Below are 20,044 nucleotides of genomic sequence, written 5' to 3'. Positions count from 1 at the left end.
TTATGGACAACAAGGCTTCTCACGAAGCAAGGACTTATTATCATATCCCAACAATGAACAATCTCAAAACTAAAAAACCAAATTCCCCAAACCACACTCCCTCGCCGTGGAGCACCCTGTGGACGTACAGCCTCATGAGCGCGATCGCACTTTTAATGCTGTTTCCCCTGCTGTGGCTTCTGAGTACCTCCCTCAAATCCCCCACCGAAAACATCTTTCAATTTCCCCCGCAACTGTGGCCCCAACAGCCAACCCTGGAAAACTTCATCAAAGTTTGGCAAACCAACCCCTTCGGCCGCTACCTGTTCAACAGCACCCTGATTGCCGGCCTCACAGTTAGCATCAACGTCCTCTTTTGCGCCCTCGCCGCTTACCCCTTAGCCCGACTCAAATTTCGCGGCCGCGAAGCCATCTTAATCACGATCGTTTCGACAATCATGATTCCTTTCCAAATAGTCATGATTCCCCTATACATATTGACAGTACAACTCGGACTAAAAAATAGTTATTTAGGCGTAATCTTTCCCGGACTAGCCTCAGCCTTCGGCATATTTTTATTACGACAAGCATTCCTAGCAGTTCCCAAAGAACTAGAAGAAGCCGCCCGCATCGACGGCTGTACAGAATTAGGCATTTGGTGGCACGTCATGATTCCCGCAATTAAGCCAGCTTTAGTCACTTTAGGAATTTTCGTATTTATTGGTTCTTGGAGCGACTTTCTGTGGCCGCTGCTAGTTTTAGACAGGCCGGAATATTACACTTTACCTTTAGGCGTAGCCAATTTAGCCGGGACATTTTCCTTAGATTGGCGTTTAGTTGCGGCGGGTTCCATTATTTCTATTGTTCCAGTTTTAGGACTATTTTTGCTCTTGCAAAAATACATTGTGCCAACAGAAACCGCTGCGGGAGTCAAAGGATAGAATCAACATAAAAAATCGGCTTTTAGCCACCTTCATCGGTGGTTAAAAATTAAAATCTTTGGAACTCACAACTCACAAAATTTATTTTTTATGTACGAATTGCCAGACATCCGCTGGATTATCGATCGCGCTGCGGTCGTAGATACTATCATCGCTTGTGCAAATGCGATCGATGCCCAAGACTGGCAAAAATTGCGATCGCATCTAGCAGACGAAATAGATATCGACTACTCAGAATTTCGAGGTGAAACTCCCCGACGAGTAACCGCAGAAGAATACATAAAACAGCGGGTAGAAGGTCTTGCCGGTTTGCGAACGCTGCACGTCAGCACAAATCACGAGGTAACTATTAAAAGGGATGCTGCCCAATGTAAATCTGTGTACCGCATTTATCGACTTGACCCCGATCGCGAATCGGGACAGAATCGGCTGGATACAGGAGGTAACTATTTTCACTCCTTGATTCAAAGAGACAGACATTGGCTAATCACAGGAATCAAGCAAACTGTGGTAATTGTCAGCGGCAATACTCAAGTGCATGGCGCTTTGCGGGGTACATCGCAATAAAATCTAATTCACCACTGAAATGTCAGCTTATTTTTCCTAACTTAAAATTTTCTCCTTCCTGGGAGTAAAAACTGCGCTAGGATAAGCAATCCGCTTGTGATTGAACTGTTCCCAAACCCGCACAAAAATCTCCGCAATTAGAGACATATCCTCACGAGTCAAACCCGAATCGACCAACTGATTATCCTGCCAGCGAGCCCTTAAAATCCGATTAACCATATTCAAAGCCTCTTCATGAGTAGCATCCTTGAGCGATCGCAAAGCAGCCTCGCAAGAATCCGCCACCATCAGAATTCCCGTTTCCCGTGACTGCGGAATCGGCCCGTCGTAGCGAAAATCCTCCTCCCTCACTTCCCGACTTTGGATGATTAACTTTGAATTATCCGCCTCTGGCAAAGCAATCTTTAAATCTTCTATTTCTTTTGCAGCAATTTGCTGCGCTTGGTGGTAGAAATAAGCAATTAACATCGTACCTTGGTGCTCGGGAATAAACGCCTGAATAGCCTTCGGCAATCGATGCTTCCGCGCCATCACCAAACCCTCGGTAACGTGCTTTTTAATAATCTCCGCGCTCGCCCAAGGGTCATTAATTTCATCGTGTTTGTTGCCCCCACCCATTTGATTTTCACAAAATCCGAGCGGGTCGTGCATTTTTCCAATATCGTGGTATAATGTTCCAGCTCTGACCAGCTCAACATTGCAGCCGAGTTCCCGGGCCGCAGCCTCCGCCAAACTCGCCACAAACAGCGTATGCTGAAAAGTCCCCGGAGCCTCGGCAGCCAATTTCTTCAACAGCGGGCGGTTGGGATTGGCAAGTTCCGCCAGCCGGATCGGCGTAATCAAGTCAAAAACGTGTTCCAAATAAGGGCTGATGCCGATCGCCACAACGCTCCAAGCCAAACCGGCCAAACTTTGCGCGCCCACAGTACCGAGCACGACGTACCAAATCGCACCGACAGCGGCGCTGGCAATCAAAGTCCCCACCAGATAAACCGTCCCCTGAGTCAACCCAAGAGCTAAGCCCAAAAGAGCCAATTCCTCGCGCGATCGCAGCCGCCCGGCCATAAAAGCGCCCAGCAATCCCCCCGCCCCGCTAGCCACCAAATGAATCAATTCCACATTTAAGCCAATGGGCAGCAGCGCCGACAGCAGCCCCACCACAGTCACTCCCACCGCCGAACCGTAGAAGCCGCCCGCTAAAATCCCGATCGCCGGCAAACTCGTCCAAGGTAGCCCCAAACTCACCAGCACCGGCGCGCTCAAAGTCAGCAGCAGCAATAGCAAATGATCTCTCCGGCGCAAGCGGTAGTGCCTTTCCACCAGCAGTACGATCGCAATTGCCCCCGCGACTAAACAAACAAAACCCGTCAGCCCCAGCCAATTCACCCCCCGGCGACTCAAACCAAAATAGTCCAGCAACACGAAATCTTGCTGCGAGATCTCTTTTCCTTGTGCAATAATTATCTCGCCCTGATCTACTGCGATCATCACCGGTTTCACCTTTTGCGCCGCTAATTCAGCTAGCTGTTTGGTTTCCTCGCGATCTCTCACCAGATTTGGCTGCAAAATCGCTGTTAAACCCTCAACCGCCAAAGCTTGGGACTCTAACGGCACTTCATCAGCCACTTGCAGCTTCACAGCTTCTTTCAAAATCTCTTTTGGCAACCCCTGCGGGATACCTTGAGCCACCATCCTTTTTGCTGCCCGAGTCATGCCCGTTTGCGTTTTCTGCCAAGCTGCATCCGACAAATCAAATAGGGAGGTATCGTAAATCTGTGGCAACCGGGAAACCGACGGTTTTTCCAGCGCCTCCACAGCATTGAGATAGCGCCGACGAGCCTCGGAAATACTGTCTGTCAGGCTTTGAAAGTCTGCTGCCCGAACCGATCGGCTGTAAGCTTGCAGTTGAGCGATAGCATCCTGCCGAGACTTGTTCTCCGTCTGCCCAGCAACTGCGGGGGAACTCACACTCAATCGCTCGGAACTTGCACTTTTGTCACCCGCTTGCGCCAAAATCGATCGCCACTCCCACTCAGGACAGCTCCGCAAGTAAACCTGAGCCGCATTTGAGAGCGCCGAGGTACTCGCAAACGGAAACAAGCCTACCGCCCTCCGCAGCTCGCTCCCCTGCTGCAAAAATTGTTGCAATTCTTGATAAATTTGTCGCTCAACCTCCGGATCTAGCATTAATATCGCTACAGCCCCGATCCGCGCTGCTTTCCGCTGTTCTTCAGTAGTTTTGTAATCCGGGACGCTAGCAGTAGCAGGAGCCTTAATCGTCTGAGGAGCTTTCGTACCCACATCCAGTTTCGGCTGGTTGTAAAAGCGGTGGCCCAGAGTGCTGCTTAGAGAAACTACAGCTACGAGCGCCAACATAGGAGAACGAGCTTGATTTTTGAGGCTTGATTTGGAGGTTTTACTTGAAAATCTAGTAAAAGTCTCGGGCGGAGCCCATTTGTGGCGCGATAAACGGTTCAGGAGAGACCCGCCAGCGCGATCGGTATGTACTTTGCTGTCGCCATTTTGCACTTTAGCAATGTGTTGGCGCAGTGAGCGTGCAGCCCCTAGCTGCTCAATCTGCCGCATCAATGAGGAGAGCGTATTCATTTGTGTCGAAGATATATCACTGTTATCCAGCAGCTTTGTCAGAATTTCTGACTAGGCATCTTGATTGAGTTTATCCGAACTACCGTGGCTGAATATTCAACCCCCCAGGCTACTTTGCCTGACTATCGCCAGAAGTTGGCTTTCCCGACGGTAGCCAACAACGCAAGCAGCTTCTTTGCTTCCCTTGTCTATCTTGAACAGAACTCGCGCGCGAGGGCTAAAAACCGTGTTTCTCCGTAGATTATTCGTTTTCCAACCCCATATTCTCGTTTAAACCTGGCTTGTTGGGGCAGGCGCGTCCAATTTAATTTTTCACATTTAATTTTTCACTTTTTAATCTTTAATTGTAGCTCTCCTTCCACTTTCCCTTTTGAGTTGTTAATGGCTAATTGCTAATTTCTGGTTTCCCCTTACCGTTGAAAGCTCCCAACTTTATATTTTACGAGGTCTAATGACATAAGGTGCAGCCACCGATCGGGCTAGTGCTGCAGAATCCAGTCCGGCATCGGGCCTGTAAACTCCTGCCCAAACAGCAAACAGGTTATTTGCTAACTCTACAATTTTTGCATCGCTGCCAGTTCCCCAGAGCGAGGGTTCTCGACCCTCGGCTAGCTGCTGCGATTTAACCTCAGCCGAAGATACCTGTCGCCATTCTACAGGAATCGCAGCAACGCCGTTATAGGCTCCAGACAAAGCTCCCGTCAAAGCACAGGTTATTTGTCCAGCTATGCCACAGCGGGCAGCACGCACCACTGACAAGCGCAAGTCTTCTGGGGTGTTCAAAAAGCAGTAGAAAGCTAGGGCAATGGGAATCAAATTTCCTGGGTTGACAATTGACTTTGTTTGTATTTTTTTCTTGCCCTCGTCCTGTCTTTCTCGAAAAGCTGTGGCGCTTTTGCACAGGTGAGTTGCGGCTGTTTCTAAATCGGCTCCCTTTTCTAATAGTATTTGTACTTGCAGCAGCAGCTCTGTTAGGGCATTCTCTGTTTTCACGTAGGCAATTGTTTCCTCGATCGCTGTCGCGGGGTCAAGTCTTTCTTTGAGAGAGCGGGCGATCGTATATCCTACGGCTAAAATTGCTGTTTCCCATTCTGGCTTGTTTTCGTTTGGCCAAACCTCTATCGCCAGCATGATTTTTTCTCGCAGCTTGGCTTTATTTTCGTGAAAAAACATCGCAGCAGGCAACGCCGCAACGGCAGCTTCACAAGGATTAAAGATGCTTTCAAACTCAGTGCTTGGCGGATGGTAGATTTCCGACTTGGCAAATGCTTCCCAAGTATCGCGCCAATCTTTTAAATCTAAACCCCTACACCGAATTAAACTTTGAGCACACGCCACCGCAAGTCTCCCGGAGGCGGATGAGTCTTTGCCACTTGGGATTTTGCTATTGAGGGAATTCAACGCGAATGTTGCCCCACCTATGGTCAATTGTTGGTGTTTCGTCAGGGGTAAAATCGAATCCAAGTCTTCTGTTTGCGAGGGAATACCCACGAGTTGCCTTTGGTATTGCAGGCCTATAGAGTCTCCTAAAACTGCACCCAGGATGGTTCCTTGAAACTTGCTCAACAGGGAATGCCGCATTTGAATTTAACTCAAGTTGTTAGTAATTGGTAATTTATAATTTATATTTTTTTTTGTATCCTTTTTTGCCAAATTCTTGTGATTAATTGGAATTAAACCCAAACATATAAGGGCTGGTTTTCCATCTAAAACCTGCCCTCATCCGATCGCTACAATCGGTAAATTTTTAATTTTTAATCAGGTAACTAACTAGAGCTTGCAGCCCCAGCAGGTAACTTTCCGATCCAAAACCGCTGATTTGCCCGATCGCCACCGCTGCGATAAACGAGTGGTGGCGAAAAGCTTCCCGCCGGTAAATATTGCTCAGATGAACTTCTACCGCAGGGATATTCACCGCGGCGATCGCGTCTCTAATTGCCACACTCGTATGAGTATAAGCTCCAGCATTAATCAATAAGCCTTGGTGCCGCCCTAACATCGAGTGAATTGCATCCACCAAGACCCCTTCATGATTCGACTGCTGAATGGAGACTTGCACCTGGAGGGCTTGCGCTTCTCGTTCTAGCAACTTGTTGATATCATTTAAAGTCGCAGAACCATAAACTCCAGGTTCTCGCTGACCCAATAGATTCAGATTAGGGCCGTGAAGTACCAAGATATTTAACAATTTTAAAATTTCCAGCGCAACAAAAACTATGAGAGTTTTGACATGGGATTTAGAACCAGTCTGCCACCTCAAACCTCAAACCTCAAACTTCTAATTCAGTTTCGACTACCTGCGATTCCTGGGTTGGTTGACAGGAATACGAATCGGTTCGAGTTCCGGTTCAGGTTCGGGACTCAGCAGTCCTTCTATCAGCTTGCGAACCCATTCTTTAATTTGTTCCAGCACCTTTTCAATGTCTTCCATTGAACGGATAGCTCCTTTTTTTATAGTCTAGATTGCTAAACCGACGGCTAAATATCTGAAAATAAGCAAGCACGACTTTGAAACCAAAGGTCAAACTTGCTTTCTCGCTTGCTAGTTATTTTGAGCAATGGAGAGAGTCAGTATATTGGCCAATCAGTCCTATCTTATTATCATAACGAATCTTTACAGATAATCAAGAGGCCAGCGGAATATTGCCGAACTATCTCGGAGTAGAGAGTGTTAAATAAAGCTTAAGTTTACGGTTGACTGTTGACAATTGACCAATCGTGGGATTTTTTCTACGCTTTTGCCAACAATAATTTACGCCGGAGGCGATCGAGCGCCGTACAGCTACTCAGATGCCGAATCCAATCGCGGCCTCTGGCATCGCCAAAGCGGTATTCAAAACTTTCTGCGTCGCCGTGGGGCCCTGCTAAACCAACATAAACCAGTCCGACAGGTTTAGCATCTGTGCCGCCTCCGGGCCCGGCGATGCCTGTAATGCTCAATCCCCAATTTGTATTGAGGCTGGCGCGAACTCCCGCAGCCATTTGTTTTGCCACCTGGTGGCTGACTGCCCCAAATTCGGCTAAATCTTGCGGATTAACACCTAATAATCCTTCCTTAATTCGATTATCGTAAGAAATAATTCCGCCTAAAAAGTAGCTCGAACTGCCGGGAACACCAGTCAGCATCGCCCCCAATCCACCTCCCGTGCAGGATTCAGCCACGCTAAGAGTTTGCCCCGCATCGAGCAACAATTGGCCGACAGTCGAAGCCAGGGTATCGCTATCAGCACCGTAACAGTCCGAGCCGGCAATTTGTCGCAATTGTTGTTCGATCGGCTCAATCAAGTTTTTCGCAGCCACGGACGACTCCGCGCGGGCCGAAATCCGCAGTTTGACTTCGCCGTGATTGGCGTAGGGAGCCACAGTAGGATTAGTTAAATTCAGAAAACTATCTACTTTTTCCGCCAATGCCGACTCAGCAATGCCCCAAAATTTCAATATGCGGCTGTAAATAGTTTCGCTGCACCAGCCGCCATTTTTCAGGTAAGGAACGGCGGTTTCTTCCCACATCAAGTGCATTTCCGCCGGTACGCCGGGAAATGTCATTACTGTCACGTTAGAAACTGGTTGCCAAATAATGCCCGGTGCAGAACCGCTGCGGTTTGGCAGAATGTCCGCAGTTTCTGGAATTAAAGCTTGTTTGCGATTGCTGGGACTCATGGTGCGTCCGCGCTGGGCAAATTTGTATTCGATATCTGCGATAATTTCCGGCTTTTCGATGAGGGGAACCCCAAAAAAATCGGCGATCGTTTCGACTGTCAGGTCGTCTGGTGTGGGGCCCAGGCCTCCGGTGAAGAGCAAAAGTTGCGATCGACTGACGGCGATTTCTAAAACTTGTTTGATACGTTCTGGATTGTCCCCCACCACTGTTTGATAGTAGTGAGGGATTCCCAGACTCGCTAATTCTTTGGCTAAAAACTGGGCATTGCTATTAAGAATATCCCCTAACAGCAATTCAGTGCCAACACAAATAATTTCAGCAACCATTCAATTTTAGATTTTAGATTTTGGATTTTAGATTGGAGAATTAATTGGGGAATGACAACAGCCAACAGCCAACAGTCAACAGTCAACAGTCAACTAACTATCGAGCGTGTCTCCAAACTTTCCAGCTAGCATAGCCCAGCAAACTTGTTGCACCCATAGCGTAAATTACGCCGCTCGGAAGCGAAAAAGCTAGGGCTAAACTTCCCACCCACAGTGTCAGCGAGTAAATAAATAAAACCGCAAATCGATGGGATAGTCCGGCTTGTAAAAGTCGGTGGTGGAGGTGGCGCTTGTCAGCAATAAACGGTGACTTGCCGTTGCGAAGTCGATCGAGAATCACCGCCGACATATCTAAAATCGGTACAGCTAAAATTAAATATGGCAGCAACACAGAAGTAACAGCCGTAGTTTTAACTAACCCAATTACTCCTACTCCAGCGAGAGTAAACCCGATAAAATAAGCCCCGCCATCTCCCATAAAGATTTGAGCCGGATTGAAGTTGTAGCGCAGAAATCCCAAGGCCCCGCCAGCTAAAGCCGCTGCAATCAGGGCCGCTGCCGGTTGGTGCATCGCCAGACTGACAATCAGCATTACAACTGCTGCAATCCCTGAAACTCCGGCAGCTAAACCGTCTAAACCATCAATCCAGTTGATGGCGTTGGCCATGCCGACGAGCCAAATCACGGTAATTGGCAAGCTCAGCCAGCCAATATTAGTCAGTCCCAGGGAGGGAAGGGTGAGAAACTCAATTTGTACGCCTGCCATCCAAGCGATGCTGGATACGCCAATTTGCATGAGCAAGCGTTTTAAGGCCGAGAGCGAAAATAGGTCGTCTGCTAAACCGATGAGGAAGAATCCGATGCCGCCGAGGGTGACTCCCCAAATTTCGTATTCGTCTTTGGGATTGAGAACTTGTCCGTTAGCATCGATGAAGCCTCCTGAGAGCCAGACAAATAAGAGGGCAGTGATAGTGCCGAGAAAGATGGAAACTCCTCCCAAGCGCACCATCGGGCGCTTATGGACTTTTCGCTCGCCTGGCCGATCAACTCGCCCGCTTTTGAGACCAATTTTTTTGACTATTGGTGTACTCCAGAGGACGATGATCGCAGAAACCAGGAAAGCGAGTATGTGGTACAGATACTGGTACGGCATCTGAAATCAATTTTAAATAGTGCGGGGCAATTAGGCTGTCAGGCAGAGTCTACTACATTTCAGATGGCTTATAACAAGGAAACATCTTGAAGAGCGACTGGGGGTTTGGGAGTCGGAGATTGGCCGCAATGGCAGTTGCCCTGGGGCGAATTGTCAGGTTGTTCATTCATAACTCTCGAATTAACGATTTGAAATATCGACTTTTTCGCGAGCAAAAAAGTCGATATTTGGCGAGCGGGCCCAGTTGAGCGGTATCTTTCGCAACCGACAAATACCGTTAGTCAAACCAGCCCCACCCGACAAATATCTTTACTAAAAACCGTATTGGCGATCGATATTTTTGGTGAAAACCGCTTGTCAATATCGCTACGGGCAACTCTCAATCTTTTCCTGCTCTTTTACCCTTTTACCCGTACACTTCCAACTACCAATTTCCCATTGCCGATCAGGAAAATTAAGCTAATGCCGGCACTTTCAAGTACAAGTGAGGATATAACGGGAAGCGATCGCACAGTGCTGCTACTCGACGCAGACAGTCGGCTGCGACGCTTTCATCATCTGGATTTAGCAGTCGATCGGCAATAATATTGCCAATCTCGGTAAATTCTGCTGTTCCCATTCCCCTGGTGGTCATCGCCGGCGAACCAAGTCTCAAACCGCTGGTGACAAAGGGCGATGCCGGATCGAAAGGCACGGTATTTTTATTAGCAGTAATATTCACACCGCTGACTAATTGGTCGGCTCGCTTGCCTGTCATGTTTACCGATCGCAAATCAACTAGCATTAAATGATTGTCCGTGCCGCCGGAAACGAGTTTTAAACCCCGCTGCTGCAACTGTTCCGCTAAGGCGCGCGCATTTTCAATTACTTGACCGGAATAAGTTTTAAATTCAGGCTTTAAGGCTTCGCCGAAAGCTACTGCTTTGCCCGCAATGACGTGTTCTAAGGGGCCACCTTGAGTGCCGGGGAAAACTGCTTTGTCAAACTTTTTACCTAATTCCGGGTCATTAGTCATAATCAAGCCACCACGGGGGCCGCGCAGGGTTTTGTGAGTGGTGGTGGTGACTGCGTGACAGTGGGGGAGGGGGTTGGGGTGGTGCCCTGTGGCGACTAAGCCGGCGATGTGGGCGATGTCGGCGAGCAGGTAGGCTCCGATTTCGTCGGCGATCGCTCTAAACTTCTCAAAGTCGATAATTCGCGAATATGCTGAATAGCCACAAATTAGCAATTTCGGTCGGTTTTCTTTGGCGAGTGCCAAAATTTCGTCATAGTCGAGCTGTTCTGTTTCTTGGCTGACGCCGTAGTGAAAAGCTTTGAACCATTTGCCGGATACGTTGACCGGCGAACCGTGGGTCAAGTGTCCGCCGTGGGACAAATCCATGCCCATAATTCCGTCTCCGGGTTCCAGCAAGCTCAAAAACACTGCAAAGTTGGCTTGAGCGCCGGAGTGGGGCTGGACGTTGGCGTGAGCGGCTCCAAATAGCTGTTTGGCGCGATCGATCGCAATTTGCTCGATACCGTCAATAAATTCGCAGCCGCCGTAGTAGCGTTTCGTTGGCAATCCTTCGGCGTATTTATTGGTCAGCACTGAGCCTTGAGCTGCCATTACCGCTGCGGAGGTAAAGTTTTCGCTGGCGATGAGTTCTAGGTGGTCTCGCTGCCGCTGGAGCTCTTGCCCAATTAAATCGGCAATGAGCGGATCGGTTTTGGAAAGGAATTCTAAGTTAGTGTCCGTCACAATAATCAACCTCTTGACAGTTTTGGGACTGGGAATTGGGGATCTTATACCGTACTACGGATTTCGCACCATTGACATAAATATTACGTTGTGTTCAGGTTAAGCCGTTTGTCCCCAACTCCTGACATACAATGAAATTACTGGTGTGAAACCTGCCGGAGGTATCAAATGTTAGTAATTCTAATGGAAAATCAGATGCTTGCCCCTCAGTGTGTTTGCCAAAGTTGTTTGCTGGCAGATCGCACTGGCCAACCGCGCTGGAGCGGTGGAGAGCTTCGCTGTGGCCATCCAGTTGCTAAACCTACGGAAAATTTGCCCGATCGGTACGAGTGTCAAATGGGCTTCGTCATTGCCAATATTAAATAATCATCGGGCATGGGGCATGGGGCATGGGGCATGGGGCATGGTGACTATTAACCCGACTCAATCTAAGTTCCCCTGCATCTGGTACTTGAGGCTGCTATCCGCCCACAAATGAGCAAATTCCGGGCGAGTCGGAACTGAGCCTGCTGCGTTATGCTGATTTTAATAGGAATTAATAGTTCACCGATCGACTCAGGAGAGTTCATTATGACTTGGCGCGGGTCTACAACTGTTCCAGACCGGATTTTTGCTTCTTTGCCTTATTTGCTCCCCCTAATTGACGGGCTGGCGTTTGGCAGCAGGTATCTGTTTCCACAGTTTCCTGTCTTGCGACTGTTTTTTGTCCCGCTAGCTCCTTTGCTTCAGATTTATAGTTTGCCCTTCGCTAGCTTGATTATTTTCTTTGCCCTGTATTTAGGGGTAGTTAGAAACGAAAACATCAGTCACTTCATTCGTTTTAATGCGATGCAGGCGATTCTTTTAGACATTGTTTTGATGCTCTGCGGCCTAGTTTTGGGGATTTTTGATAAAGGCCCCCAAGTCGCATTTATTGCGGAAACTCTTTATAACATGGTGTTTTTGGGCGCTTTTGCTGCATTTGTCTATGCAGTCGTGCAGTCGCTTTTGGGACGCTATGCAGAGATTCCTCCGCTTTCGGATGCTGTTTATATGCAGGTACGATAGTCAGTTGGCAGTTGGCAGTTGGCAGTTGAGAGTTGGCAGTTGGCAGTTGTTAGTTGGTTATTATTTGTTGGTTCTAATGCCCAATGCCCAATGCCCAATGCCCTATAACTAATAACCAATAACTACTGTATTTTCAAGACTACCAATGCCTTCTATTTCAATTCGGACTCGATCGCCTATTTGTAGCGGCCCTACTCCTTGCGGCGTTCCAGTCAGTATCACATCGCCGGGAATAAGGGTCATTACTTGACTGATGTAGGAGACGAGAAAGTCTGGCGAAAATACCATGCGATTGATCGGGGATGACTGTACTGGTTGATCGCTCTCATTGATAAAAGTCTGCAATTGTGCAGCAGGACTCAATTCGCGGACAATCCAAGGCCCCAAGGGACAAAATGTATCGAACCCTTTGGCCCTAGCCCACTGGTTGTCCCGCTTTTGCAAATCTCTGGCTGTTACGTCGTTGGCGATGGTATAGCCCCAAATTTTGCCGTGTGCTTGTTCGGGAGTGCAGTTGGTACAATGTTCGCCAATTACCAGGGCCAATTCTCCTTCGTAGTCTACCCTTTCCGACTGCTGCGGATAGCGAATCGCTCCACCTGCGGCGATGACTGCACTCGGAGGCTTGAAAAACAGCAGGGGCTCAGCAGGTACTGGGGTTCCCATCTCAGCAGCGTGATCGACATAATTTTTGCCTACGGCTACAATTTTTGAGGGAGAGCACGGGGCGAGAATTTGGTAAGTATCTGGTGAAAGTTCCAAATCCGTTGGTTGTCCTTGTAGCCAGGGAGGTGCATCAAATACTTGAACGCTGTGGCCCAGTTGCAGTAAACCGTAATGGATGTGTCCCTGTGTTGTTTTAACTCGAACGTAGCGCTGGGCCATAGTATTTTAGATTTTAGGTTTTAGATTCTAGATTCAAAAAGACTTGTGCAAGTCCTAAATAGAATATATTTGACAACTCCTCGACTATCAGGTACGAGGATTCTTCCTTCATCCAACATTGCCTCTAAAAGCAGTGCCTTTAGATGCTCTTACACGTTGTCCAGAAGCAGCAGCGAGATGCCCTCCCGCCAAAATTCGTAAACCTTCATCTCTGATGTTTTGAGCGACGTTAATATCCCTGTCAGGTGTAGTGCCACAATGAGGACAAGTCCCGACTCTTACATCTAAAGGGATTTCTTTAACTTGATGTAAACAGTTGCTACAAGTTTTTGTACTAGGGAAGAATCTATCTACTTCGATGTAGGTTTTACCTTGCCATTGAGACTTGTACTTTAACATGGTACAGAACTGACCCCATCCAGCATCACTAATAGATTTTGCTAATTTGTGGTTTCTGACCAGATTCCGAACTGCTAGATTCTCTACTACTACTATGACTTGGTTTTCGTCAACTAACTTATGACTTAGCTTGTGGAGAAACTCTTCACGGCATCTGGTAATTTTTGCGTGAACCTTAGCAACTTTATTACGAGCTTTATTACGGTTGTTAGATTCTTTTTGTTTGCGGCTAAGTAGCTTTTGTCTTTTAGCTAGCCCGATCTCGTATTTTCGTCGGTAATATTTAGGGTTGCCATGCTTAGTCCCATCAGACGTAATGGCGTAATGGGTTATTCCCATATCTATCCCAACGGCTTTTCCTTCTGACGATGAGACAGGGATATTTTTACCATCCTCATAGAGACAAGCAGCATAGTCTTCACTGGATGGGGTAAGTGATACTGTGACTGACTTAAGTTTACCTTCTGATAAGCGAGATATCTTACAGTGAACTTTACCCAATTTGCGAAGAATCAGGTAATCTCCGTTTAACTTTATGCCTTGAGGAAAACGGATGGATTGTTTGTTACCCTTCTTTTTAAATGTTGGGTAATTAGCACGCTTCTCAAAGAAGTTCAGAAAAGAACTCGACAGGTCTAATGCTACCTGCTGTAAGCATTGTGATGGGGGTTCTGTTAACCACTCATGTTCTTTCTTCAAGGAAGGAAGCAAGTTTATGATGTCGTTACGACTTAATCCCTTGCCAGTTGCTTTGTAAGTTTCGCTAGTTAGGTTAAGAGCAAAATTGTAAAACCAACGCGCACAACCAAACGACTTGGCAAGTAATATTGCTTGCTCGTTGCTCGGATAGATTCTGTACTTGTAGGCTTTTAGCATTGCATTTACTAAACTAGCAGTATTATGGTAAACCAAGTTATCAAAAAAGTAAAGCCGTCCTTCTAGGACGGGGTTCTAGACCCAAATTTTCGATAAACAGGGATCTAGGGATAATTTCTGAAAATTTATTGCTCGATCGACCTTTAAGATTTTTGCTGTATTATTTTTAACCCGCTTTCCGTGCAAATTCCGCGCAGCGGTTTGTCCCAGGAGTCAACTGGTAGTTGGGCGAGCAAGGCAAATTCAAAGATAATGCCGATCGTAACTTTTGATTCCCACTCAGCTAAACTGAGCATTCGATCGTAATAGCCGCCGCCGTAGCCCAAGCGATAGCCGCGAACATCGCAGCCTACTGAGGGTACGAGCATTAAATCTACTTCTGAGTAATCTATTTTAGGAGCATCCGGCAGGGGTTCGAGTATGCCATAAGCTCCAGTATGTAAAGCATCTCCGGGCTGCCAGATGTGCCAAGATAGCTCTTTGCCGACACAGCGGGGAAATCCCCATTTTTTAGGGGTGTGAATGGCATTTGTGGGACAGGCATCTTGCCTGTCTCCAGAATTGAGCAGGCATCTTGCCTGCTCCACAGAATTGAGCAGGCATCTTGCCTGCTCCACAGAAGACGTAAATAGGGGACTTAAATCTGGTTCTTGGCGAAAACTAAAGTAGGCGAGGACTGTTTTTGCTCTTTCAAATAGGGGCGAGTTTTGTAGGTGGTTGCAGAGTCGATCGCTCTTTTCTCTCCATTCTTGTGCTGATAGAGATTTGCGGGTGTTGAGGAGCGATTTTCTTAATTCAGTTTTAGTTAATGAAGGTTCAGGAGTGTTCATATTTCCGATCGAATCTCTCGTTTGACTTCCAGTCCGACAGGGGTTGAAAACCCTGTCTCACAGCGAAAGTCCTCTAAAAGAGGACTACAATTAATTGCATTTTCATCACATTCTATAGTCGGTTTTAACTCACATCTTGCACCATTCTCAAGAACAGGCAAGATGCCTGTTCCACAAAGAGTAGATTTTCTTCTTGTGGAACGGGCCCCAGAGCCCGTTCATAAAAGGCTTATTGACAATGGTGCAACATCTCAGTTTTAACCGACTTTAGCTTTGAGGCAGGGGTTGAAACCCCTGCCGGACTGTCGGACTGTCGGAAAGTATCAACAAACTGGATTTGATATTACATATTGTCTTACCACAGGACAAACGCTGAATAGCGTTTCATTCTCCTGTTCTTCTATTTCAACTAACGATCGCCTGTCCAAAGATTGCAGCCCGTTGAATAACTCCGAGGGCGATAACTCGGCATTTTGTAGCAATTGCTCTATTGAAACTGAATTTGCTTCGCGGCTGAGTCGGGAGATTAGCTTTTTCTCTAATTCTGACAAACGATTTATCTGCGGGTCTAAGTTGGCTGCCAATTCTTCCCCTAAGAATAGCCTATCATATTTTAAAAAATCTGCCACCCTACCTCGGAATATTTCTTGAATGGTGGTGGCGACTATTTTTAACCACAATGGATTGCCTCGGTAGGTGTTAATTAAGTTTTCCCATGTTTCGGGATTGAGTAAACTTTTTTGTCGGAAAATTTCGGCTGCTGCTGTACCTATGCCTTTGAGTTGCAAGGTACGGACTGGTGAATTTTCACCTTTTAAGGCGGTAATTTCTCTGGGTGGCTCCCAACTGTTGAGGATTAAGCAACTGTTGTGGGTTGTTTCTCCGATTTGTCTGAAGAGGATGCTGTAATTTTCGCATTCGGGGCGGTATTTTCCTGCTAGTTGTCCGCTGCTAAGAATGCTTTGTACGTCGTCGAAGATGATGAGACAGCGGTTTTTTCGCAGATATTCCATTAACAGGGAAAGTCGATGGGGGATGCTGCTAGGGAGTTCGATTTCTGGTTTATTTAAGAGAAATTCTAGGAGATTTTTGAGGGTAGTTTCTAAGGGTGGGGAGTGGCGGAGACTTCGCCAGATGACGCATTCAAAGTTATGCTGAACTTTTTGTATTAGGTGGAGGGAAAGTGCGGTTTTGCCAATGCCGCTGAGTCCTAATATGGCTGCCAGGTTGCACTTGTCTTGGACGATCGATTTTTCGAGGGTGGCGAGTTCGGATGTGCGATCGCACAATGATGAAATGTGAGGTGCGTCTGCTAAGTCTAGTCTGGTTTGGGGTTTGGATATGTCTGAGGTGGGGGCTGAGGGCGATCGGGTTTTTGGAATTTCTGAAGATTGACTATCCTTACAGACATTGACATTACCAATAAAAAAATCGTTTCCCGAATTTTCTGAAATGATGAATAATTGTCGTCTCTCAAGTGCTGAACGTAAATTCGATTGAGTTACTTCTTCATCTAATACATTTGATAAACGTTTCCATAATTTTGAGGCGATATTTCTGACGTGACCTTCGCTACAATAGGATGCTTCTGCGATTTGAGAGTATTTTTGACCTTCCCATACACCCCCCAGGATAGCTTTTTGAAGATCGTCCAAGTGCTCTCCTGTATTGGCGAAAACCATTTCGTCGGCAAATCTCAAGACTTCTTGAACGTCCATTAGTTAAGTATATATGGAGGTTTTGACTATTTTAGCATACATTTTCTGACATTTTCTGCTGTCAGTGACATTTTCTGACATTTTCTGACCTTATTTTAACTAAAAATTTTAATAACTACTGATATTTTATGATTTAACATAACTAAAAAATAACGGATAATACATAATTAAACCCCTAGCAATTTAAATGAACACCCTAGTTTTGCCAAAATGGTTAATACTAAAGAGCCTGAATTGCACAATAAATTCAGCGAGGGATTTACCTTAGTTGAACTGCTTGTTGTTATCGCAATAATTGGCATTTTATCGGCAATTGCTCTGCCTATATATTTGTGGCAAATCCAAAAAGCCAAGCAGGTGGAACCCAAAATATACACAGCAAGTTGCTTGCGAGTACAACAAGCCTCTTATGAAGGATATGGAAGTATTGCAGGAGAAGAAAATGCACAATTAGAAGAACAAGTTTTTAGCACTAACAACAAATACACAGTCAATGCTAGTTTGTACAAATCTCAAAATCCAGAGGAGTTAGTTCAAGCTGTTATCTGCTGTGTAGCAACTTCGAGAAAGGAAGGTGATTCTTCCTATGCACAAGCTTTGGTTTATACCAATACAAATCAAGTAGTTTCAACAACTTGCGACCAAGTTGCATCTGTCAAGCCATGATTAAAAAATTACCAAATCTCACTGCTGCTGTTCTCGCATCAAGTATTTTTTCTCTGTCTTTACCAAGCAATGCACAAGCAGGGGTGCTTGGCGGTATTAATATGGCAAGAGCCTGCCAACAACAAAGTAATACATACTTATTCGACGCTATATTAGTGGGAAATAACCCAAACGCTTACTCATGGCGTTGCCGTAGCTACGCCCTTACCTGGTACAGAGGGTGGCCTTCGTGGGACGCTTCAATCGATATGACGCGGGCTTGTAGAAGTCAATACAATAATAGTAGAGCATTTGCTGAAACAACTAATTGGCAAAGCCCGTATTCATGGCGGTGTCGCGTCAATTAAAAGTTTTTGTCTCACGCCGTCCCAGAGATGATTAGGGGTTTGTGAAAAATAAGTAAGAGAATCAAGCTGCGATCGCCCTTTTTTCCCTAAAGGGCGATCGCCATTTTTTTAATCACATCCCCAAGCGCGATCGCCCTTCCTTAACTGAGGTGCGCTCGCTCTCATTTTGGCGTTGCTTAATCAGGGTGTGAAAAAAATAAGTTCAAAATCCCCAAGCTTTGTCAATACTGGTTTCTATGACTGGCATATTTAGCCTTTCATACCGTAAATCAGCAACGCCTCTTATTCCTACTGACTACTGACTACTGACTAATGACTTCTTTTACTGTACTTGAGAGCCGTGGGCGCGGGGGTCGGAGCTACTTGTTTTCACAGGCCCTGTGGGGGGAGTAAAATTAGAAACTTGACCGCCTGCTTGGACGTGTGGCAGAGGTTTTCCTGAAATTAAAGCTTCTAAGTTAGCTTCCATAATACTGCGAGGCATTTCGCCCATCGTTTCAGCAACGGCGCTGCCTTTGTCGTTCAAATAGACAAAGTGCGGGATGCCGTCTACTCGATATTTTGTGATTTCTGGCAGCCATTTTTCATTGTCTACATTCAGCATCACAAAATTCATCGGTTCGGCGTATTTCTGTTTTATTTCGTTCAGATCTTTAGCCATTGCCTGACAGCTACCGCACCAATTAGCATAAAATTCCATGAGTGTCGGTTTGCCGTTTACCAAAGCTGTTTCTAATGGCGTTGAAGCTTTGGCCATGTCGGTGAGACTGCTTGACGGCGTTTGGGTTTGCAGCCCGAAGAAGATGGATATTGAAAGGACGATCGCTGCTAACACGATCAATAAGTTTCTGAGACGCGTGGCGACTTTTGTTTCGGGATTTTTGGCGGCGGGGGCGACAGTTGAGTTGGGCGAATTCTGGGTCATAAAATAAATTGCGCTTTGATTTCTATGTTTTTATTTTAAATAATAGATTCAGATTATAGCACATTTTGAGATAATCAGACCCATCTCATGAAAATTTGTGCTAAAGGCAGTAATTAGACCAAGTGCGCTAAAACAGAAGATAACAAAGATTGTTTGTAAATTACCGAGGACTTGCAGGGTGAAAAAACGGGTAACACTCACGTTTCCCCAACGATCGATCCAAATGCCTGTCACCTATCGACTGGCAAAGGATTTTAATGTTGCAGCCAACATTATCCGTGCTCAGGTGGCTCCGAATCAAGTGGGCAAACTGGTGCTAGAGTTATCAGGGGACATCGACCAACTAGAAGCGGCGATCGACTGGATGCGATCGCAAAACATCGGCGTTTCCCTAGCCAGCCGGGAAATACTCATAGACGAAGATATCTGCGTTAACTGCGGTTTGTGCACTGGGGTTTGCCCGACAGAAGCTTTGACCCTTGACCCAGAAAGCTTTAAACTAAGTTTTGCTCGATCGCGGTGTATCGTTTGCGAGCAGTGCATCCCTACTTGTCCGGTGCAAGCTATTTCTACTAACCTCTAGGCCCTGTACAAACTCATCGGGATTATCATCTTTTTTTCCTGGTTCCCCTAATTGTGCCATAGGATGAAAAAAAACTCTTGGGTTTCCCTAACTCTACTTTTTGTTACTTATTTCACTTTGGGCTGGAAATTATCTGAGTTTGATGTTCCCCCGCACCTGACTTGGTTTTTAGCCATAGCTTCTATTTTAGTGTTGGCTGTCGCCTTGTCGTTCCCCCTGAGAGAAACAAAAGCCTTAATAATGCGGTGGTTTTCCAGTGATCTCGGTGCTTTTCTTTCTATTATTCTAGGAGCTTTTGTTGCAGTGGTAGTTTTTGCCTGGCTGCACCTTTTTGCTACTTGTTTAGTCTTGATTTCAGCGGTAGCTTTGGCAAGACTTGATATTCAAATATCTGGTTGGAAAAATTGGCGGGCTTTTGCGGTATTAGCTAGCATTTCTTTAAGTGGTGTGGCGTTGGGCGGAGCGATCGAGTTTTGGTCAAAAACAGGCCGGCTCGTATTCTCTTAATCAGGAACGGGAAATTCATCCAACCAAATTCTACAACTCGCAACGCAGATTTAGCCCCAAACTATCAGAGTGTCCACCAATAAATACAGCTTATTTTTTTTCAATCCCCCACCCCCGGATTAATGCCCGGTTCTGCGGCGTAATCATAGCAGTTTTCAAGCCTCGTGAGATACAGCTTCTCAATTGCCGATTCCGCGTTCCCAATTCCCAATTAGGGCTTGCCGAAAAAGCCTAAAACCTCGACAGAGAAAGACTTTGAATGGTTTGAACGCTCCGCGTGTGCAAGCTT

General features: G+C 46.4%; 19 protein-coding genes. 7 read left to right on the top strand and 12 right to left on the bottom strand.

What is annotated here, in order from left to right:
• The first annotated feature begins 53 nt into the window (after positions 1–53).
• Positions 54–920 (top strand): carbohydrate ABC transporter permease, encoded by an 867-nt coding sequence (locus QUA70_RS18240; protein ID WP_333410536.1) that lies wholly within the window; start codon positions 54–56, stop codon positions 918–920.
• 90 nt (positions 921–1,010) lie between these two features.
• A complete protein-coding gene (locus QUA70_RS18235; protein WP_333349064.1) occupies positions 1,011–1,487 on the top strand; it encodes a nuclear transport factor 2 family protein in 477 nt (158 codons plus the stop codon).
• A gap of 36 nt (positions 1,488–1,523) precedes the next feature.
• Here the strand turns inward: QUA70_RS18235 and QUA70_RS18230 are convergent, their stop codons facing one another.
• The 7 genes from QUA70_RS18230 to glyA all read right to left on the bottom strand — a co-directional run bounded on the left by QUA70_RS18230 (position 1,524) and on the right by glyA (position 10,972).
• Positions 1,524–4,094, bottom strand: coding sequence for an HD family phosphohydrolase (locus tag QUA70_RS18230; RefSeq protein WP_445251651.1), 2,571 nt, complete (start codon positions 4,092–4,094; stop codon positions 1,524–1,526).
• Positions 4,095–4,526: 432 nt separating this feature from the next.
• Positions 4,527–5,675, bottom strand: coding sequence for an ADP-ribosylglycohydrolase family protein (locus tag QUA70_RS18225; protein ID WP_333329666.1), 1,149 nt, complete (start codon positions 5,673–5,675; stop codon positions 4,527–4,529).
• A 166-nt stretch (positions 5,676–5,841) separates the two neighbouring features.
• On the bottom strand, positions 5,842–6,282 hold the full coding sequence (aroQ, locus tag QUA70_RS18220) for a type II 3-dehydroquinate dehydratase (protein ID WP_333349066.1): 441 nt from the start codon (positions 6,280–6,282) through the stop codon (positions 5,842–5,844).
• 105 nt (positions 6,283–6,387) lie between these two features.
• Positions 6,388–6,525, bottom strand: a complete 138-nt coding sequence (locus QUA70_RS18215; protein WP_006631912.1) for a hypothetical protein — start codon at positions 6,523–6,525, stop codon at positions 6,388–6,390.
• A 299-nt stretch (positions 6,526–6,824) separates the two neighbouring features.
• Positions 6,825–8,081, bottom strand: a complete 1,257-nt coding sequence (locus QUA70_RS18210) for a competence/damage-inducible protein A (RefSeq protein WP_333349068.1) — start codon at positions 8,079–8,081, stop codon at positions 6,825–6,827.
• Between the two features lie 97 nt (positions 8,082–8,178).
• Entirely contained in the window at positions 8,179–9,234 is a 1,056-nt protein-coding gene (locus QUA70_RS18205; RefSeq protein WP_333349070.1) for an MraY family glycosyltransferase, read from the bottom strand.
• A gap of 454 nt (positions 9,235–9,688) precedes the next feature.
• Positions 9,689–10,972 (bottom strand): serine hydroxymethyltransferase, encoded by a 1,284-nt coding sequence (gene glyA / locus QUA70_RS18200; protein ID WP_333349071.1) that lies wholly within the window; start codon positions 10,970–10,972, stop codon positions 9,689–9,691.
• A 168-nt stretch (positions 10,973–11,140) separates the two neighbouring features.
• Here glyA and QUA70_RS18195 point away from each other — a divergent pair, with 168 nt between their 5' ends.
• Both QUA70_RS18195 and QUA70_RS18190 read left to right on the top strand, forming a co-directional pair.
• Complete coding sequence (locus QUA70_RS18195; RefSeq protein WP_006631916.1) at positions 11,141–11,338, top strand: hypothetical protein; 198 nt, start codon at positions 11,141–11,143, stop codon at positions 11,336–11,338.
• A gap of 204 nt (positions 11,339–11,542) precedes the next feature.
• Entirely contained in the window at positions 11,543–12,019 is a 477-nt protein-coding gene (locus QUA70_RS18190) for a Tic20 family protein (protein WP_333349089.1), read from the top strand.
• A 108-nt stretch (positions 12,020–12,127) separates the two neighbouring features.
• Here the strand turns inward: QUA70_RS18190 and QUA70_RS18185 are convergent, their stop codons facing one another.
• The 4 genes from QUA70_RS18185 to QUA70_RS18170 form a co-directional block, all read right to left on the bottom strand.
• Complete coding sequence (locus QUA70_RS18185) at positions 12,128–12,904, bottom strand: fumarylacetoacetate hydrolase family protein (protein ID WP_333349073.1); 777 nt, start codon at positions 12,902–12,904, stop codon at positions 12,128–12,130.
• Positions 12,905–13,012: 108 nt separating this feature from the next.
• Positions 13,013–14,179 (bottom strand): RNA-guided endonuclease TnpB family protein, encoded by a 1,167-nt coding sequence (locus QUA70_RS18180; protein ID WP_333329645.1) that lies wholly within the window; start codon positions 14,177–14,179, stop codon positions 13,013–13,015.
• A gap of 143 nt (positions 14,180–14,322) precedes the next feature.
• A complete protein-coding gene (locus tag QUA70_RS18175; protein WP_333349075.1) occupies positions 14,323–15,009 on the bottom strand; it encodes a 5-formyltetrahydrofolate cyclo-ligase in 687 nt (228 codons plus the stop codon).
• Positions 15,010–15,332: 323 nt separating this feature from the next.
• The gene (locus QUA70_RS18170; RefSeq protein ID WP_333349077.1) at positions 15,333–16,727 is read right to left on the bottom strand and encodes an NB-ARC domain-containing protein; all 1,395 of its coding nucleotides are present in this window, start codon (positions 16,725–16,727) and stop codon (positions 15,333–15,335) included.
• 210 nt (positions 16,728–16,937) lie between these two features.
• Here QUA70_RS18170 and QUA70_RS18165 point away from each other — a divergent pair, with 210 nt between their 5' ends.
• Positions 16,938–17,393 carry a type II secretion system protein gene (locus tag QUA70_RS18165; protein ID WP_333349079.1) on the top strand — a complete coding sequence of 152 codons (456 nt, stop codon included), beginning with the start codon at positions 16,938–16,940 and terminating at the stop codon, positions 17,391–17,393.
• A 669-nt stretch (positions 17,394–18,062) separates the two neighbouring features.
• On the opposite strand, the gene QUA70_RS18160 is transcribed toward QUA70_RS18165, so the two are convergent.
• A complete protein-coding gene (locus tag QUA70_RS18160; RefSeq protein WP_333349081.1) occupies positions 18,063–18,665 on the bottom strand; it encodes a thioredoxin family protein in 603 nt (200 codons plus the stop codon).
• Between the two features lie 178 nt (positions 18,666–18,843).
• On the opposite strand from QUA70_RS18160, the gene QUA70_RS18155 reads away from it, so the two are divergent.
• Positions 18,844–19,248: an NIL domain-containing protein gene (locus QUA70_RS18155; protein WP_333123118.1), complete on the top strand. Its 405-nt coding sequence runs from the start codon at positions 18,844–18,846 to the stop codon at positions 19,246–19,248.
• 63 nt (positions 19,249–19,311) lie between these two features.
• On the top strand, positions 19,312–19,755 hold the full coding sequence (locus QUA70_RS18150) for a hypothetical protein (protein ID WP_333349083.1): 444 nt from the start codon (positions 19,312–19,314) through the stop codon (positions 19,753–19,755).
• Positions 19,756–20,044 lie beyond the last annotated feature (289 nt).

The organism is Microcoleus sp. LAD1_D5 (assembly GCF_036702115.1).
Classification (GTDB): Bacteria; Cyanobacteriota; Cyanobacteriia; order Cyanobacteriales; family Microcoleaceae; genus Microcoleus.
This window is presented reverse-complemented; position numbering and strand designations above follow the sequence as displayed.

Bases quoted from the DNA above. Each gene is read 5' to 3' on its own strand.
- QUA70_RS18240 (WP_333410536.1), top strand. From the start codon at position 54: ATGAACAATCTCAAAACTAAAAAACCAAATTCCCCAAACCACACTCCC.
- QUA70_RS18235 (WP_333349064.1), top strand. From the start codon at position 1,011: ATGTACGAATTGCCAGACATCCGCTGGATTATCGATCGCGCTGCGGTC.
- QUA70_RS18230 (WP_445251651.1), bottom strand. From the start codon at position 4,094: ATGAATACGCTCTCCTCATTGATGCGGCAGATTGAGCAGCTAGGGGCT.
- QUA70_RS18225 (WP_333329666.1), bottom strand. From the start codon at position 5,675: ATGCGGCATTCCCTGTTGAGCAAGTTTCAAGGAACCATCCTGGGTGCA.
- QUA70_RS18215 (WP_006631912.1), bottom strand. From the start codon at position 6,525: ATGGAAGACATTGAAAAGGTGCTGGAACAAATTAAAGAATGGGTTCGC.
- QUA70_RS18210 (WP_333349068.1), bottom strand. From the start codon at position 8,081: ATGGTTGCTGAAATTATTTGTGTTGGCACTGAATTGCTGTTAGGGGAT.
- QUA70_RS18205 (WP_333349070.1), bottom strand. From the start codon at position 9,234: ATGCCGTACCAGTATCTGTACCACATACTCGCTTTCCTGGTTTCTGCG.
- QUA70_RS18195 (WP_006631916.1), top strand. From the start codon at position 11,141: ATGTTAGTAATTCTAATGGAAAATCAGATGCTTGCCCCTCAGTGTGTT.
- QUA70_RS18190 (WP_333349089.1), top strand. From the start codon at position 11,543: ATGACTTGGCGCGGGTCTACAACTGTTCCAGACCGGATTTTTGCTTCT.
- QUA70_RS18185 (WP_333349073.1), bottom strand. From the start codon at position 12,904: ATGGCCCAGCGCTACGTTCGAGTTAAAACAACACAGGGACACATCCAT.
- QUA70_RS18180 (WP_333329645.1), bottom strand. From the start codon at position 14,179: ATGCTAAAAGCCTACAAGTACAGAATCTATCCGAGCAACGAGCAAGCA.
- QUA70_RS18175 (WP_333349075.1), bottom strand. From the start codon at position 15,009: ATGAACACTCCTGAACCTTCATTAACTAAAACTGAATTAAGAAAATCG.
- QUA70_RS18170 (WP_333349077.1), bottom strand. From the start codon at position 16,727: ATGGACGTTCAAGAAGTCTTGAGATTTGCCGACGAAATGGTTTTCGCC.
- QUA70_RS18165 (WP_333349079.1), top strand. From the start codon at position 16,938: ATGGTTAATACTAAAGAGCCTGAATTGCACAATAAATTCAGCGAGGGA.
- QUA70_RS18160 (WP_333349081.1), bottom strand. From the start codon at position 18,665: ATGACCCAGAATTCGCCCAACTCAACTGTCGCCCCCGCCGCCAAAAAT.
- QUA70_RS18150 (WP_333349083.1), top strand. From the start codon at position 19,312: ATGAAAAAAAACTCTTGGGTTTCCCTAACTCTACTTTTTGTTACTTAT.